The organism is Flavobacterium sp. (assembly GCF_025352425.1).
Classification (GTDB): Bacteria; Bacteroidota; Bacteroidia; order Flavobacteriales; family Flavobacteriaceae; genus Flavobacterium.
On sequence record NZ_JANXTI010000008.1, the window covers coordinates 14,118 to 29,305 of the forward strand.

A 15,188-nucleotide genomic window follows, 5' to 3' on the forward strand; every position below is an offset into this window, starting at 1 on the left:
TTAACAAAAACTATTCCCATTCGATTGTTGCTGGTGGTTTGGAGCTGATATCATACACTACTCTATTCACACCCTTTACTTTATTGATAATCTCGTTAGAGATTTTCATCAAAAATTCATAGGGCAAATGAACCCAATCCGCTGTCATTCCGTCGGTTGATTCTACAGCACGAAGCGCAACTACCTTCTCATAAGTACGCTCGTCTCCCATTACACCAACACTATTTACAGGAAGCAAAATCGCACCGGCTTGCCAAACTTTATCGTATAATCCGTGTTCTTTTAATCCGTTGATAAAAACGGCATCAACTTCCTGCAGGATTCTAACTTTTTCAGGTGTAATAGCTCCCAAAATCCTAATTGACAATCCTGGTCCGGGGAATGGATGCCTGCCCAAAAGTTCCGGGTCAATGCCCAATGTTTTACCAACCCTACGCACTTCGTCTTTGAACAACATGCGCAAAGGTTCTACTATTTTTAGTTTCATATAATCAGGTAAACCGCCGACATTGTGATGGGATTTGATGGTTGCTGATGGTCCTTTTACCGAAACCGATTCGATTACATCCGGATAAATTGTTCCCTGAGCCAACCAGGTTACATTTTCTATTAAATGTGCTTCTTCGTCGAAGACTTCGATAAAAGCATTGCCTATGGCTTTTCTCTTGGCTTCCGGTTCTTCAACACCATCTAACGCATTCATAAATCTGGCAGTAGCATCAACGCCTTTTACATTCAGTCCCATGTCTTTGTATTGATGCAAAACGTTTTCGAATTCATTTTTACGAAGCAAGCCATTATTGACAAAAATACAATAGAGGTTTTTGCCAATGGCTTTATGCAATAATACTGCAGCAACAGTTGAATCTACGCCGCCGGAAAGTCCAAGAACGACTTTGTCATTTTTAACTTTTTCCTGTAATTCTTTTACGCAGTCTTCTACGAAAGCGTTTGGAGTAAAGTTTTGAGGAACCTGGGCAATCTTTACCAAAAAGTTCTCAAGGATTTGCTTCCCATCGGTAGAATGATAAACCTCGGGGTGAAACTGAATTGCATAAGTTGGTTCGCCTTCTATTTTATAGGCTGCGTTTTCTACATCCTTGGTACTGGCTAATTTCACAGCATTGGTTGGTAAATGTTTGATGGTGTCACTGTGGCTCATCCAAACTTGGGAATTTAGATTAACGTTTTCCAAGAACGTTTCCCCTACTTTGATATAGGATAAATTTGCTCTTCCATATTCCCTGATATTTGAAGCTGCTACTTCTCCACCTGAAAAATGTGCCAAATACTGAGCGCCATAACAAACCGCAAGTAATGGCAATTTGCCACGGATATCGGATAAATCTATTTGCAAAGCGTCTTCAGAGCGAACAGAATAAGGGCTTCCGCCAAGGATAACAGCTTTGTAAGGTGATAAATCAGCTGGAAAATGATTGTAAGGAAAGATTTCGCAGAATATATTTAATTCCCGAACCCTTCTCGCAATAAGTTGTGTGTATTGCGAACCGAAATCTAAAATAAGTACGTTGTGTTGCATGTGCAAAAGTACAATTCCACTTTGAAAATAAAAATTCAAATTTGGAATAAATGAAACAAAAATCACGAAAACCCAAAGCTACCTAGCTTGGAGCCTCCATGTCTTCCCGAAAGCTTGCCGCTATGTAGATTTGTGGTTTCGGGTGTCCCCGAAAGTTGTCGCTACATAGCTTGAAGGTTTCGGGAAAACAAAACACCTGTCAGGTTTCAGAAACCTGTCAGGTGTAATTAATATAGTGTAAAGAGTTACTTCTGCTTAAAAGCTCTTACACCAGGAAAATAAGCCGTATCGCCCAACTCTTCTTCTATTCTTAATAACTGATTGTATTTTGCCATACGGTCAGAACGCGAAGCTGAGCCGGTTTTGATTTGTCCACAGTTTAATGCTACGGCTAAATCGGCAATAGTATTGTCTTCGGTTTCTCCTGAACGGTGGGACATTACGGAAGTATATCCAGCGTTGTGTGCCATGTTTACTGCTGCAATTGTTTCTGTTAAGGTTCCGATTTGATTAACTTTTACTAAGATTGAATTAGCAATTCCTTCCTTAATTCCGCGGGACAAGCGGTCTACATTGGTTACGAATAAATCATCTCCAACTAATTGTATTTTATCTCCAACTAATTCGGTTAAGTATTTCCATCCTTCCCAATCGTCTTCATACATTCCATCTTCGATAGAAATGATTGGATAATTTGCTGCTAACGAAGCTAAATATTCTGCTTGCTCTTTTGAGGTTCTTATTTTTCCGGTTGCTCCTTCAAATTTGGTATAATCATATTTTCCATCAACATAAAATTCAGAAGCAGCACAATCCAAAGCAATCATAACTTCGTCACCAAATGTATAACCGGCGTTTTCTACTGCTGTTTTAATTGTGTCCAAAGCATCTTCCGTTCCACCCGCTAAGTTTGGTGCAAAACCACCTTCATCGCCCACAGCTGTAGAAAGATTTCTATCGTGCAAAACTTTTTTCAGGTTATGGAAAATCTCAGTACCCATTTGCATTGCATGCGTAAACGAAGTTGCTTTAACGGGCATAATCATAAATTCCTGGAACGCAATTGGCGCATCAGAATGTGAACCGCCGTTAATGATGTTCATCATTGGCACGGGCAAGGTATTAGCCGAAACGCCACCAACATATCTGTATAATGGCAAGCCCAATTCGTTCGCAGCAGCTTTGGCAACAGCCAGAGAGACTCCTAAAATAGCATTAGCACCAAGCTCTGACTTATTTGGAGTTGCGTCAAGTTCAATCATCAGTTGGTCGATATGATTTTGTTCAAATACAGAAACGCCCATTAATTCAGGAGCAATAATAGTATTCACGTTTTTTACAGCTTTTGAAACTCCTTTGCCCATATAAGCTTTACCGCCATCACGCAATTCAACGGCTTCGTGCTCACCAGTCGAAGCTCCGGAAGGAACCGCTGCTCTTCCTAAAACACCATTTTCGGTAATTACATCAACTTCTATTGTTGGATTCCCTCGTGAGTCAAGAATTTGTCTTGCGTGAACTTTAATAATTATGCTCATTTTTATTTTAGTTTAAGATTTTTTAATTGGTTTACAAATTTAGGAAATTAAAAAAACAGAGGTGCAATTATTTGCAGAACTTATAAACGCAATCGTTTTAGTCCCAACAATCGATGAACTGCACGTCATATGATAATTATATAAGTTTATGCAATTATAGTGTAATAAGGCTTTTCTTTGCCATCCCTAACTTTACGCCAATATTTAACCTACTAATATTATGAAAAATTATACGTCTTCACACGCTAGATTCTTTCCGCATAAATCTACTTTCGTTCTATTATTTCTGGGTCTTTTCCCATCACTCATTTTTTCGCAAGATTATAGAACCATAAATGCCTATATGGAAGATTTTGCAAAAAATGAACTATATGTCAAAAAATCGCTGATGGATTATTCGGTTACTATTGTTGAATCCAAACTATATACACGGACACAATATGCCGCTGAAAGAATCATAACCAAATTGGAAAATGTCAATACCATGTTGAAAACCAACAATAAAGGGTTTGAAGGGAACACGTCGCTTCGGGATGGTTTTATAAAAATGAATCAAAAAACAATAGATTGCCTGAAAAATGGAACGTTAATTTTGAGTGATTATGAATATCAGGCTAGTTTACCATTAGCGGAGATTGCAGAAAATTTTGTCCGAAAAGAAAGAGAATTACGTTCCTACTACGATGAGCTTGAAATTTATGAAGCAACCAAAAAAAGCTTTGCACAACAGAATAAATTTCCTTTGAAGGTCATTAAAAGAAAGAATATCCTCGTTTACAACGCCTTTCAAAATCTGTTATTTTATAAAATGAATGTATTGGATGAGAAGCTTGTATCAATTGTAATGGAAAAAGATAAAGCAGGATTTTCGGAGTGTTTGCGCATGCTCGATGCTATGAATTTGGAGACTATGGATAAAACAGCTGAATATCGCAACGATTATACTGATACATCGTTAAATGATGCCAGCGCGCAATATGCTGATTTTATAGCGGAACAAAAAGCCAAACTTAGTCCCTTGTTTAATGACTACGCTGATCAGTACAACTCCCTTAAAAGGTTAAAAGATAAAGTGTCACCGGAGACAACCGAAACAATTGACGAATACAACAATGCCGTTATAAATTTTAACGCAAAAAAGAAATTGTTCTATACCGTATTTAATAATATACAAGCAACTAAAGACAAATTATATAACAATTGGTTAGATACTAATAGTTCGTTTCTGAAAAGAAATGCGAAATTCGACAGTATTTATGCCAATACTATTGTTAGCGAGAGCGATAAGAGTTAAACAACCTTTTTGTGTACACTTTTAGCTTTCGTAACATTAGCAATGAAATCATCAAAGAGATACGCCGAGTCATGCGGACCAGGACTTGCTTCCGGATGATATTGAACAGAAAAAACATTCTTTGATTTCATTCGCATTCCGGCCACAGTATTATCGTTAATGTGGTAATGAGTTATTTCTAAGTCGGGGTGATTTTCAAGCTCTTCCCTGTTGACCGCAAACCCGTGATTTTGGGAAGTGATTTCTCCTTTTCCTGTCAAGATATTCATAACCGGATGATTGATTCCTCTGTGCCCGTTAAACATTTTATATGTCGAAACTCCATTAGCTAGACCAATGATTTGATGTCCTAAACAGATTCCAAAAACGGGTTTGTCAGAAGTAATTATTTTTTGAGCAGTGCCGATTACTTGCTCTAACGGTTCAGGATCGCCTGGGCCATTTGACAAGAAATAGCCATCAGGATTGAAAGATTTCAATTCTTCAAATGTTGCGTTGTATGGAAATACTTTTATATAACAATCTCTTTTAGCCAAGTTTCGCAGGATGTTTCTTTTGATTCCTAAATCTAAAGCTGATATTTTATATTTGGCGTTTTCGTTTCCGAAGAAATACGGTTCTACTGTAGAAACTTTGGAAGCCAATTCTAATCCTTTCATATCGGGAACGTTCCCCAAGAGTACTTTCAATTCGGATACCGCAGTTCCGTCTGTGCAAATTACGGCATTTTGCGCGCCGTGATCACGTATATAACTTACCAAAGCTCTGGTATCAACATCGGAAATGCAGATTAGGTTTTGTTTTTGGAAGTAGTCATACAGATTGCTTTCAGAATCCGGACGCGAATGATTAAAGCTGAAATTTTTGCAAACCAATCCTGAAATCATAATTTGGTCTGCTTCTATTTCGTTGGCGTTAACGCCGTAGTTTCCAATATGGGGATTGGTGGCTACCATAATTTGCCCGAAATAAGAAGGATCGGTAAAGATTTCCTGGTAACCGGTCATGCCCGTGTTGAAGCAGACTTCTCCAAAGGTTTTCCCTGGAATTCCGATAGATTTACCGTGGAATATGGTTCCGTCGGCTAATAGTAAGATGGCTTTTGATTTTGTTGTGTGTTGCATAGTGTAGTTGTGTTTGGCCCCTCAACTGCGCTCAGGGTGACAATTTAGTTGTTGTGGGCAAATTTATTTATTTAGGTTCAATTTTTAGAAAAGAATTATTATAGTTTATAAACATTCCTATAGTTTCTTTTTTAGCCCCGATAGTAGTGAAAATCCTTTTTATTGTTTTTAAGAAAAGCATCTCTACTGGGCTCGATGTGACAAAAAACAATAAAAAGATTGCAGCGGATAGCGGGACAAAACGCAAATTGAAATTCAAAGTTTATGCTCCTAATTATAAGATTGCTTCGTTCCTCGCAATGACTATACAAAAAAAAAAGGATAAACAAAACTGCTTATCCTTTTTTATATTTATGAGTTGGCAACCATTATGCCTCTTCTTCTTTAGAATCGTCTTCAGTAGCCGGAGCTTCTGGTGTCTCATCAGCCGGAGTCTCTTCTACTTCTGCAACTGCAGGAACTTCTTCAACTACTTCAGGAGTTTCCACTTCAGCCACCGGAGTTTCTTCTACCGTTGGAGTTTCCTCTACAGCGGGAGTTTCAATAACCTCTGCAGCGGGAGTTTGCTCCGCCTGTTCGCTTGCGCTCGAGTCAACAACTTCCTCTACAATTGGAGCAGCTTCTTCAATAACAGGTGCCGCAATAACTTCTTCCACAACCGGAGCAGGTGCTTTAGGAGTTGCAGTAGGTTCAGTCGTTTTCTTAGGACGACGAGTTCTACCTTTTTTCTCTTCTTTTTTACCTCCGTTGTATAGTTCGTTAAAGTCAACTAATTCAATCATTGCCATATCTGCATTATCTCCAAGACGGTTACCCATTTTGATGATACGAGTATAACCACCCGGACGATCACCAACTTTGGCAGCTACGTCTCTGAACAAGTCAGTTACTGCATATTTGCTACGTAGGTAAGCGAAACAGATACGACGATTGTGAGTTGTATCTTCTTTTGATTTTGTAATAAGCGGTTCAACGAATTGTTTTAACGCTTTTGCTTTAGCAACAGTAGTGTTAATACGTTTGTGCTCGATAAGAGAACAAGCCATATTAGCCAACATAGCTTTTCTATGTCCGGTCTGTCTGCTTAAGTGATTGAATTTTTTTCCGTGTCTCATGACGTTTTTTTTAAGCCTTCATCTTGCTACAATCCGCTTTGGAGAGCAAAATATGAAGACATTTATTCTTTATCTAATTTGTATTTACCTAAATCCATTCCGAAAGTTAAATTCTTGTTGGCAACCAATTCATCTAACTCAGTTAGTGATTTTTTACCGAAGTTACGGAACTTCATAAGGTCATTTTTGTTGAATGATACAAGATCTCCAAGTGTATCAACTTCTGCAGCTTTCAAACAGTTTAATGCTCTTACGGATAAATCCATATCAACAAGTTTTGTTTTAAGCAATTGTCTCATGTGTAATGATTCCTCATCATAAGACTCTGTTTGAGCAATTTCATCAGCTTCAAGCGTTATTCTCTCATCAGAGAATAACATAAAGTGGTGAATTAAAACTTTGGCAGCTTCAGTTAAAGCATCTTTTGGATTGATTGAACCATCAGTTTTGATTTCGAAAACTAATTTTTCATAATCTGTTTTTTGCTCCACACGGAAGTTTTCAATAGCATACTTTACATTTTTTACCGGAGTAAAAATTGAGTCAGTAAATATTGTTCCTATTGCTGCGTTTTGTTTTTTGTTCTCTTCTGCAGGAACATAACCACGACCTTTCTCGATGGTTAATTCCATATTAAGATTTACTTTGCTATCCAAGTTACAGATAACCAATTCCGGATTCAACACCTGAAAACCAGAGATGAATTTTTGGAAATCGCCAGCTGTAATCTGATCTTTTCCGGAGATTGAGATAGAAACTGTTTCATTATCTACATCTTCAATCTGACGTTTGAAACGCACTTGTTTTAGATTTAGGATAATTTCAGTAACATCTTCTACAACTCCTGAAATGGTAGAAAACTCATGCTCAACACCATCAATTCTGATAGATGTAATTGCATAACCTTCTAACGCAGAAAGTAAAACTCTTCTAAGTGCATTACCAACTGTCAATCCGTATCCTGGTTCTAAAGGTCTGAATTCAAACTTACCTTCAAAATCGGTTGAATCGATCATGATAACTTTATCGGGCTTCTGAAAATTAAATATTGCCATAATTTAGACTAATGTCAATTATTATTTGTTGTACAATTCGACGATTAACTGCTCTTTAATATTTTCTGGGATTTGAAGTCTTGCTGGAACAGAAACAAAAGTTCCTTCCATGGTATCATTATTCCAGGTAATCCACTCATATACATGAGAAGAGTTTGATAATGAAGTACCAATTGCTTCAACAGATTTAGATTTTTCACGAACAGCAACTTTGTCACCTGGTTTTAAGTGGTAAGAAGGGATGTTAACCAATTCTCCGTTCACAGTTACGTGACGGTGAGAAACGATTTGACGTGCTGCTCTTCTTGACGGAGCAATTCCCATTCTAAAAACTACGTTATCTAATCTAGCTTCGCATAATTGTAAAAGGATTTCACCTGTTACACCTTTAGAAGCTGCTGCTTTTTCGAATAAATTCCTGAATTGTTTTTCTAAAATTCCATAAGAATATTTAGCTTTTTGCTTTTCCATCAATTGGACAGCGTACTCAGATTTCTTACCTCTTTTTTTAGCCATCCCGTGTTGTCCAGGAGGATAATTTCTTTTTTCGAAGGCTTTGTCTTCTCCGAATATCGCTTCTCCAAATTTACGGGCGATTCTTGTACTTGGACCAGTATATCTTGCCATTTTAAATTGTTTTAAGACAGAGGTTATGAATTCAGGTCGAATCCTTCGATAACCTTTTATTCTATCTTGATTATACTATATATTAAACTCTACGTCTTTTAGGAGGACGACATCCGTTGTGTGGCATTGGAGTAACGTCAATGATTTCTGTTACTTCAATTCCTGCATTGTGTATAGATCTGATAGCAGACTCACGTCCGTTTCCTGGTCCTTTTACATACACTTTTACTTTTTTAAGTCCAGCTTCCAATGCTACTTTACCGCAATCTTCTGCTGCCATCTGAGCTGCATACGGAGTATTCTTTTTAGAACCTCTGAAACCCATTTTACCAGCTGAAGACCAAGAAATAACCTCACCTTTTTTGTTTGTTAACGAAATGATGATGTTGTTAAAGGTTGCACTAATATGAGCCTCACCCGTTGATTCAACGATAACTTTACGTTTTTTTGTTGTTGCTTTAGCCATATTACTTATTATTTAGTTGCTTTTTTCTTGTTAGCAACAGTTTTTCTTTTCCCTTTTCTTGTTCTGGAATTGTTCTTAGTTCTTTGTCCTCTTAATGGAAGACCAGATCTGTGACGGATTCCTCTGTAGCATCCAATATCCATTAGACGTTTGATGTGTAGTGAAACTTCTGAACGAAGTTCACCTTCAATTTTGTAATATGATACCGCGTCCCGGATTGCTCCGATTTCGTCATCATTCCAATCTTGAACTTTTGTATCTTGGCTTACTTGAGCTTTTTCTAAAATCTCAATTGCTCTACTTTTTCCCACTCCGAAGATGTAGGTTAAAGCGATAACTCCTCTTTTGTTTTTAGGTATATCTACCCCTGCTATTCTTGCCATAACTATCCTTGTCTTTGTTTAAATCTAGGATTCTTTTTGTTGATTACGTATAATCTGCCTTTTCTTCGTACAATCTTGCACTCGGCACTTCTTTTTTTAACTGATGTTCTTACTTTCATTTTGAATATCTTTAGTATCTATAAGTAATTCTTGCTTTTGACAAATCGTAAGGACTCATTTCTAACTTTACTTTGTCACCAGGTAACAATTTAATGTAATGCATACGCATTTTTCCAGAAATATGAGCAATTACAACATGTCCGTTTTCTAACTCTACACGGAACATCGCATTTGACAATGCTTCAATTATTGATCCGTCTTGTTCTATTGCTGATTGTTTCGCCATAAAAAATTAAGCTACTGCTTTTCTATTTTTACCACTTTTCATCAATCCGTCATAGTGTTTATTCAACAAATAAGAATTTACCTGTTGGATAGTGTCAATTGCAACTCCAACCATAATAATAAGTGAAGTTCCACCATAGAACATTGCCCAAGATTGTTGCACACCAAAGCCTACAACAATTGCTGGGAACACAGCTATTAATGCAAGAAACAGAGCGCCAGGGAACGTTATTAGAGACATGATTCTATCTAAGTAGTCTCCAGTTTCAATTCCCGGTTTAACACCTGGAATAAAACCGCCGCTTCTTTTTAAATCATCTGCCATTTTATTTGTTGGGACGGTAATTGCCGTATAAAAGAATGTAAAGATTACAATCAATAAGGCAAAAACCAAACAATACCAAAAACCAAACATATTACTGAATGTTCCTGCAATTGATTGCGATGTTTCCGATTTTGAAAGACCTGCAACTGCAGCGGGTATAAACATAATTGCCTGGGCAAAAATGATTGGCATTACTCCGGCAGAATTCAGTTTTAACGGAATCCATTGTCTGTTTCCGCCCATCATATCCTGTTCGAAATCTCCGGTTGTTGTACGACGCGCATACTGTACAGGAATTTTCCTAACTGCCATAACTAGTAGAACACACGCAATAATTACCAATAACCAAACAATTACTTCAATTACCAACAACATTGGTCCACCATTATTATTGGTAACTTTTGAAGTAAATTCCTGAAATAATGCTTGTGGTAACCTGGCAAGAATACCTACCATAATCAATAATGAAATACCATTTCCAATTCCCTTATCAGTGATTTTTTCTCCTAACCACATGGCGAAAATAGTACCTGTAGTTAAAATTAAAACTGATGAAAATAAGAAAGAGAACGAATCAAATCCTAAAAGGAATGCACTACTTGGTAAAGTTCTGTATAAGTTATAGATATAACCCGGACCTTGAACTAAAGTAATTGCGATGGTTAACCATCTTGTAATTTGATTTAATTTCTTTCTGCCGCTTTCACCATCTTTTTGCAGTTTTTGCAAATATGGAATGGCAATACCCATTAATTGAACAACAATTGAAGCAGAAATGTATGGCATGATACCCAACGCAAATACTGACGCTTTTGAAAAAGCTCCACCGGTAAACATGTCAAGTATTGATCCAATACCTTTATCTGTCTGACCAGCCAAGCTGTGCAATTGTGTAGCATCAATACCCGGAAGCGTAACGTGCGCACCAAATCGATAAACTAAAAGCATTAGAAGAGTTAAAACAATTCTATTCTTTAGTTCTTCTATTTTCCAAACATTTATAAATGATTCAAAAAATTTCTTCATTGTTCTATAATTATAAGGTTACAGCTTCTCCACCAGCAGCTTCGATAGCGGCTTTTGCAGTAGCAGTAAATTTATGTGCGGTTACTTTTAATTTTGCTTTTAATTCTCCTCTTCCAAGAATTTTAACCATTTCATTTTTAGTAGCCAAACGGTTTTCAACAAATACTGTAAAATCTACAGTATCGGTAACAATTCCGTTATCAACTAACAATTGAAGATTGTCAAGATTTACACCTTGATATTCTTTACGATTGATGTTTGTGAAACCAAACTTAGGCACACGTCTTTGAAGTGGCATCTGACCACCTTCAAAACCAATCTTTTTTGAATAACCAGAACGAGACTTAGCTCCTTTGTGTCCTCTTGCAGAAGTACCACCTTTTCCGGAACCTTCTCCTCTACCTAATCTTTTATTTTGATTGTGTGTAGAACCTTCAGCAGGTTGTAAGTTACTTAAATTCATTACTGTATTTGTTATTTAACTTCCTCAACGGAAACTAAGTGTTTAACTTTATTTATCATTCCAAGGATTGCAGGATTTGAATCATGCTCCACAGTTTGTCCCATTTTACGAAGACCCAAAGCCTCTAATCCCCTTTTTTGTGTAAGCGGACAATTGATTTTGCTTCTAACTTGTTTTACTAATAATTTAGCCATAATTTCCTTGAATTAACCTTTAAAAACTTTTTCTAAAGAAATACCTCTTTGTTTTGCAACAGTAACGGCACTTCTCATTTGTAATAAAGCATCAAAAGTTGCTTTTACCACGTTGTGAGGGTTTGATGAACCTTGTGATTTTGATAATACATCATGAATACCAACTGACTCAAGAACAGAACGAACAGCTCCACCTGCAATTACTCCGGTACCATGAGATGCCGGCATCAAAAATACTGCAGCTCCACCAAATTTTCCTTTTTGTTCGTGAGGAACTGATTGTCCGCTCAAAGGAATTCTAACTAAGTTTTTCTTTGCATCTTCTACTGCTTTTGCAATAGCTTCAGAAACATCTTTAGATTTTCCTAATCCGTGACCAACAACTCCGTTTTCATCACCTACAACAACAATTGCAGAAAAACCAAATGCTCTTCCTCCTTTTGTTACTTTGGTAACACGATTTACACTTACCAGACGATCTTTTAATTCAAGACCACTAGGTTTTACCAATTCTACATTTTTGTATTTAGACATAATATATTAGAATTTAAGCCCAGCCGCTCTTGCGCCTTCTGCTAATGATTTAATACGACCGTGGTATAAATAACCTCCTCTATCAAAAGTTACTGTATCAATCCCGGCTTTTAACGCTTTTTCTGCAACTAGTTTTCCAACTGCAGCTGCAACTTCAATGCTGGTACCTTTAGTATCCGCTCCTTTATCTTTTGATGAAGCAGCCAATAAAGTAACTCCATTCACATCATCAATTAGTTGTGTATAGATTTCTTTATTACTTCTGAATACAGATAATCTTGGTCTTGCAGCGGTTCCGCTTACAATCTTTCTGATTCTGTATTGTATCCTTTGTCTTCTTTCAGATTTTGTTAATGACATAATGCTAATTTTTAAGCTGATTTACCTGCTTTTCTTCTTAATACTTCACCAACAAACTTAACTCCTTTACCTTTGTAAGGCTCTGGTTTACGGAAACCTCTGATTTTGGCAGCGACTTGACCTACTAATTGTTTGTCGAAAGATGTTAACTTCACGATTGGGTTTTTACCTTTCTCAGATATTGTTTCTAGTTTTACTTCTGGAGCAATTTCCAAAACAATATTATGAGAGAAACCTAAAGCTAAATCTAATTTTTGACCTTGATTCGAAGCTCTGTAACCTACCCCAACCAATTCTAATTCTTTAGTAAACCCTTCGGATACACCCATAACCATATTATTGATTAATGATCTGTACAATCCGTGTTTTGCTCTGTGATCTTTACTATCAGATGGTCTTTCTACTACTAGTTGACCTTCTTCAACATTAACAGTTACGTCTGCGTAGTTCTGTGTAAGTTGACCTAATTTTCCTTTAACTGTAATTACTGTATCGCTAACTTCAACAGTAACACCAGCAGGAATCGAAATTGGATTTTTACCTATTCTTGACATTGTTTTCTGTTTTAATTAGTATACGTAACAAATTACTTCTCCACCAACATTTAATTGCTTAGCTTGTTTCCCGGTCATTAAACCTTTTGAAGTTGAAACAATGGCAATTCCTAAACCGTTAAGGATTCTAGGTAATTTTGAAGCACCTGCGTACTTACGTAAACCTGGTTTACTAATTCTTTGGATATCTTTAATTACAGAGTCTTTAGTATCTTTATCATACTTAAGAGCAATTTTGATGGTTCCCTGAACGGAATTGTCATCAAATTTGTAACTTAAAATATACCCTTGATCGAATAAAATTTTTGTGATTTCTTTTTTAAGGTTCGAAGCTGGGATTTCAACCACCTTGTGGTTTGCCATCACTGCATTTCTAACTCTCGTAAGATAATCTGCAATTGGATCTGTATACATTTGTATTAATTTGCGACTATGGTTTTCAAAAAGTACTCACTAATTGAACCTTTAATCAATTTATAATTTTTTTTACCAGCTAGCTTTTCTAACTCCCGGTATCAATCCTTGGTTAGCCATTTCACGGAATGTTACACGTGAAAGACCGAATTGTCTCATGTACCCTCTTGGTCTACCTGTTAATTTACAACGATTGTGTAAACGAACCGGTGAAGCATTTTTAGGTAATTTTTGTAAGCCTTCGCGATCTCCGGCTTCTAATAAAGCCTTTCTTTTTTCAGCATACTTTGCCACCGTTTTTTCTCTCTTAACCTCACGGGCTTTCATTGATTCTTTAGCCATGTCTTAATTCTTTTTAAAAGGTAAACCTAATTCTGCCAACAATGATTTTGCTTCTTTATCTGTGCCTGCTGAAGTTACGAATGTAATATCCAAACCTGATATTTTGTTTACTTTGTCAATATCAATTTCAGGGAAAATGATTTGCTCAGTAACACCAAGGTTGTAATTACCTCTTCCGTCAAAACCAGTCGCTTTGATACCGCTGAAATCTCTAACACGTGGTAAAGATGATGTGATAAGTCTGTCTAAAAACTCATACATTCTCTCTCCTCTAAGCGTTACTTTCGCTCCAATTGGCATACCTTTTCTCAATTTGAAAGACGCAACGTCTTTCTTTGAGATTGTAGATACTGCTTTTTGTCCGGTAACTTTTGTCAACTCATCAACTGCATAGTCAACAAGTTTTTTATCAGATACGGCTGCTCCAACGCCACGGCTTAAAACGATTTTCTCCAATTTAGGAACCTGCATTACGTTTTTATAACCGAATTCTTCCTTAAGGGCAGCAATTACTCTGTCCTTATACTCTTGCTTAAGTCTGGGTGTATATGCCATAACTATGCTTTATTAGCTTTTTTTGAATCTTTTTTTGCTCCGCCTTTAGCTGTATCAGCACTGCTCACCAATGAAAGGTTTGAGATGTGGATAGGAGCTTCTTTCTTAACGATTCCTCCTTGAGGGCTTTTTGCACTTGGTTTCGTATGTTTCGACACCATGTTCACACCTTCAACGATCGCTTTGTTTTTCTCTCTGTAAACACGCGTAATTTTTCCTGTTAACCCTTTATGGTCACCAGCTATTACTTTTACAGTGTCGCCAGATTTTACTTTTAACTTTATCATCTTACTATGAATTAAAGCACTTCTGGTGCTAATGATACAATTTTCATGAATTGTTTTTCACGAAGTTCTCTTGCAACCGGACCAAAAACACGAGTTCCTCTCATTTCACCCGCAGCATTCAAAAGAACACATGCATTGTCATCGAAACGGATATAAGAACCATCAGCTCTTCTCACTTCTTTTTTGGTACGTACAACTACTGCAGTTGAAACAGCACCTTTCTTAACGTTGCCGTTTGGTGTTGCATCTTTGATAGAAACTACAATTTTATCTCCAACAGAGGCATAACGACGTTTCGTTCCTCCTAATACACGGATAGTCAAAACTTCTTTTGCTCCTGTGTTATCTGCGACTTTTAGTCTTGATTCTTGTTGTACCATAATTATTTAGCTCTTTCCATGATTTCAACTAATCTCCAACATTTGGTTTTTGATAAAGGTCTTGTTTCCATGATCTTTACTGTATCGCCGATGTTACAGTCATTTGTTTCGTCGTGTGCATGAAACTTTTTAGTTTTCAATACGAACTTACCGTATAATGGGTGTTTTACTCTGGTAACCTGTGCCACAACAATAGACTTGTCCATTTTGTTTGAGGTAACCACACCAATTCTTTCTTTTCTTAAATTTCTTTTATCTTCCATTTTG

Annotated in this window: 22 protein-coding genes and 1 pseudogene; 1 reads left to right on the top strand and 22 read right to left on the bottom strand. The window is 36.9% G+C overall.

The annotated features are described in order from the left end of the window. Positions 1-10 precede the first annotated feature (10 nt). A complete protein-coding gene (gene guaA / locus Q0Q99_RS00800) occupies positions 11-1,540 on the bottom strand; it encodes a glutamine-hydrolyzing GMP synthase (protein WP_293889962.1) in 1,530 nt (509 codons plus the stop codon). Between the two features lie 245 nt (positions 1,541-1,785). Continuing rightward, positions 1,786-3,078 (bottom strand): phosphopyruvate hydratase, encoded by a 1,293-nt coding sequence (gene eno, locus Q0Q99_RS00805; protein WP_293889964.1) that lies wholly within the window; start codon positions 3,076-3,078, stop codon positions 1,786-1,788. 220 nt (positions 3,079-3,298) lie between these two features. On the opposite strand from eno, the gene Q0Q99_RS00810 reads away from it, so the two are divergent. Beyond that, positions 3,299-4,372 carry a hypothetical protein gene (locus Q0Q99_RS00810; RefSeq protein WP_293889966.1) on the top strand — a complete coding sequence of 358 codons (1,074 nt, stop codon included), beginning with the start codon at positions 3,299-3,301 and terminating at the stop codon, positions 4,370-4,372. Here the strand turns inward: Q0Q99_RS00810 and carA are convergent. The 20 genes and pseudogenes from carA to rpsQ form a co-directional block, all read right to left on the bottom strand. Beyond that, a complete protein-coding gene (carA, locus tag Q0Q99_RS00815) occupies positions 4,369-5,496 on the bottom strand; it encodes a glutamine-hydrolyzing carbamoyl-phosphate synthase small subunit (protein ID WP_293889968.1) in 1,128 nt (375 codons plus the stop codon). The genes Q0Q99_RS00810 and carA overlap by 4 nt on opposite strands. A gap of 707 nt (positions 5,497-6,203) precedes the next feature. Next, a pseudogene (gene rplQ / locus Q0Q99_RS00820) lies at positions 6,204-6,611 on the bottom strand (50S ribosomal protein L17); the annotation flags it as partial. A gap of 62 nt (positions 6,612-6,673) precedes the next feature. After that, positions 6,674-7,666, bottom strand: coding sequence for a DNA-directed RNA polymerase subunit alpha (locus Q0Q99_RS00825; protein ID WP_136151653.1), 993 nt, complete (start codon positions 7,664-7,666; stop codon positions 6,674-6,676). A 21-nt stretch (positions 7,667-7,687) separates the two neighbouring features. Next, positions 7,688-8,293: a 30S ribosomal protein S4 gene (gene rpsD, locus Q0Q99_RS00830; protein ID WP_293889972.1), complete on the bottom strand. Its 606-nt coding sequence runs from the start codon at positions 8,291-8,293 to the stop codon at positions 7,688-7,690. 82 nt (positions 8,294-8,375) lie between these two features. Next, a complete protein-coding gene (rpsK, locus tag Q0Q99_RS00835) occupies positions 8,376-8,759 on the bottom strand; it encodes a 30S ribosomal protein S11 (protein ID WP_293889974.1) in 384 nt (127 codons plus the stop codon). Positions 8,760-8,767: 8 nt separating this feature from the next. Next, positions 8,768-9,142 carry a 30S ribosomal protein S13 gene (gene rpsM, locus Q0Q99_RS00840; protein ID WP_264520636.1) on the bottom strand — a complete coding sequence of 125 codons (375 nt, stop codon included), beginning with the start codon at positions 9,140-9,142 and terminating at the stop codon, positions 8,768-8,770. A 2-nt stretch (positions 9,143-9,144) separates the two neighbouring features. Further along, on the bottom strand, positions 9,145-9,261 hold the full coding sequence (gene ykgO / locus Q0Q99_RS00845; protein ID WP_081932050.1) for a type B 50S ribosomal protein L36: 117 nt from the start codon (positions 9,259-9,261) through the stop codon (positions 9,145-9,147). A gap of 11 nt (positions 9,262-9,272) precedes the next feature. Then, positions 9,273-9,488 (bottom strand): translation initiation factor IF-1, encoded by a 216-nt coding sequence (gene infA, locus Q0Q99_RS00850; protein ID WP_026714631.1) that lies wholly within the window; start codon positions 9,486-9,488, stop codon positions 9,273-9,275. Positions 9,489-9,494: 6 nt separating this feature from the next. After that, positions 9,495-10,838 (bottom strand): preprotein translocase subunit SecY, encoded by a 1,344-nt coding sequence (gene secY, locus Q0Q99_RS00855; protein ID WP_293889986.1) that lies wholly within the window; start codon positions 10,836-10,838, stop codon positions 9,495-9,497. 10 nt (positions 10,839-10,848) lie between these two features. Then, complete coding sequence (gene rplO, locus Q0Q99_RS00860; RefSeq protein ID WP_293889988.1) at positions 10,849-11,301, bottom strand: 50S ribosomal protein L15; 453 nt, start codon at positions 11,299-11,301, stop codon at positions 10,849-10,851. Positions 11,302-11,312: 11 nt separating this feature from the next. Beyond that, positions 11,313-11,495, bottom strand: a complete 183-nt coding sequence (gene rpmD, locus Q0Q99_RS00865) for a 50S ribosomal protein L30 (RefSeq protein ID WP_136151647.1) — start codon at positions 11,493-11,495, stop codon at positions 11,313-11,315. Positions 11,496-11,507: 12 nt separating this feature from the next. After that, the gene (rpsE, locus tag Q0Q99_RS00870) at positions 11,508-12,032 is read right to left on the bottom strand and encodes a 30S ribosomal protein S5 (RefSeq protein ID WP_121312864.1); all 525 of its coding nucleotides are present in this window, start codon (positions 12,030-12,032) and stop codon (positions 11,508-11,510) included. A 3-nt stretch (positions 12,033-12,035) separates the two neighbouring features. Continuing rightward, the gene (rplR, locus tag Q0Q99_RS00875; protein ID WP_293889991.1) at positions 12,036-12,389 is read right to left on the bottom strand and encodes a 50S ribosomal protein L18; all 354 of its coding nucleotides are present in this window, start codon (positions 12,387-12,389) and stop codon (positions 12,036-12,038) included. Positions 12,390-12,400: 11 nt separating this feature from the next. After that, positions 12,401-12,943 (bottom strand): 50S ribosomal protein L6, encoded by a 543-nt coding sequence (gene rplF, locus Q0Q99_RS00880; RefSeq protein WP_293889993.1) that lies wholly within the window; start codon positions 12,941-12,943, stop codon positions 12,401-12,403. Positions 12,944-12,958: 15 nt separating this feature from the next. Next, complete coding sequence (rpsH, locus tag Q0Q99_RS00885) at positions 12,959-13,357, bottom strand: 30S ribosomal protein S8 (RefSeq protein ID WP_293889995.1); 399 nt, start codon at positions 13,355-13,357, stop codon at positions 12,959-12,961. A 72-nt stretch (positions 13,358-13,429) separates the two neighbouring features. Then, entirely contained in the window at positions 13,430-13,699 is a 270-nt protein-coding gene (gene rpsN, locus Q0Q99_RS00890) for a 30S ribosomal protein S14 (RefSeq protein ID WP_293889997.1), read from the bottom strand. A 3-nt stretch (positions 13,700-13,702) separates the two neighbouring features. After that, entirely contained in the window at positions 13,703-14,254 is a 552-nt protein-coding gene (gene rplE, locus Q0Q99_RS00895; protein ID WP_293889999.1) for a 50S ribosomal protein L5, read from the bottom strand. 2 nt (positions 14,255-14,256) lie between these two features. Continuing rightward, entirely contained in the window at positions 14,257-14,541 is a 285-nt protein-coding gene (gene rplX, locus Q0Q99_RS00900) for a 50S ribosomal protein L24 (RefSeq protein WP_293890001.1), read from the bottom strand. A gap of 11 nt (positions 14,542-14,552) precedes the next feature. After that, positions 14,553-14,921, bottom strand: a complete 369-nt coding sequence (gene rplN / locus Q0Q99_RS00905) for a 50S ribosomal protein L14 (RefSeq protein WP_007803649.1) — start codon at positions 14,919-14,921, stop codon at positions 14,553-14,555. 2 nt (positions 14,922-14,923) lie between these two features. Then, complete coding sequence (gene rpsQ / locus Q0Q99_RS00910; protein WP_293890003.1) at positions 14,924-15,184, bottom strand: 30S ribosomal protein S17; 261 nt, start codon at positions 15,182-15,184, stop codon at positions 14,924-14,926. Positions 15,185-15,188 lie beyond the last annotated feature (4 nt).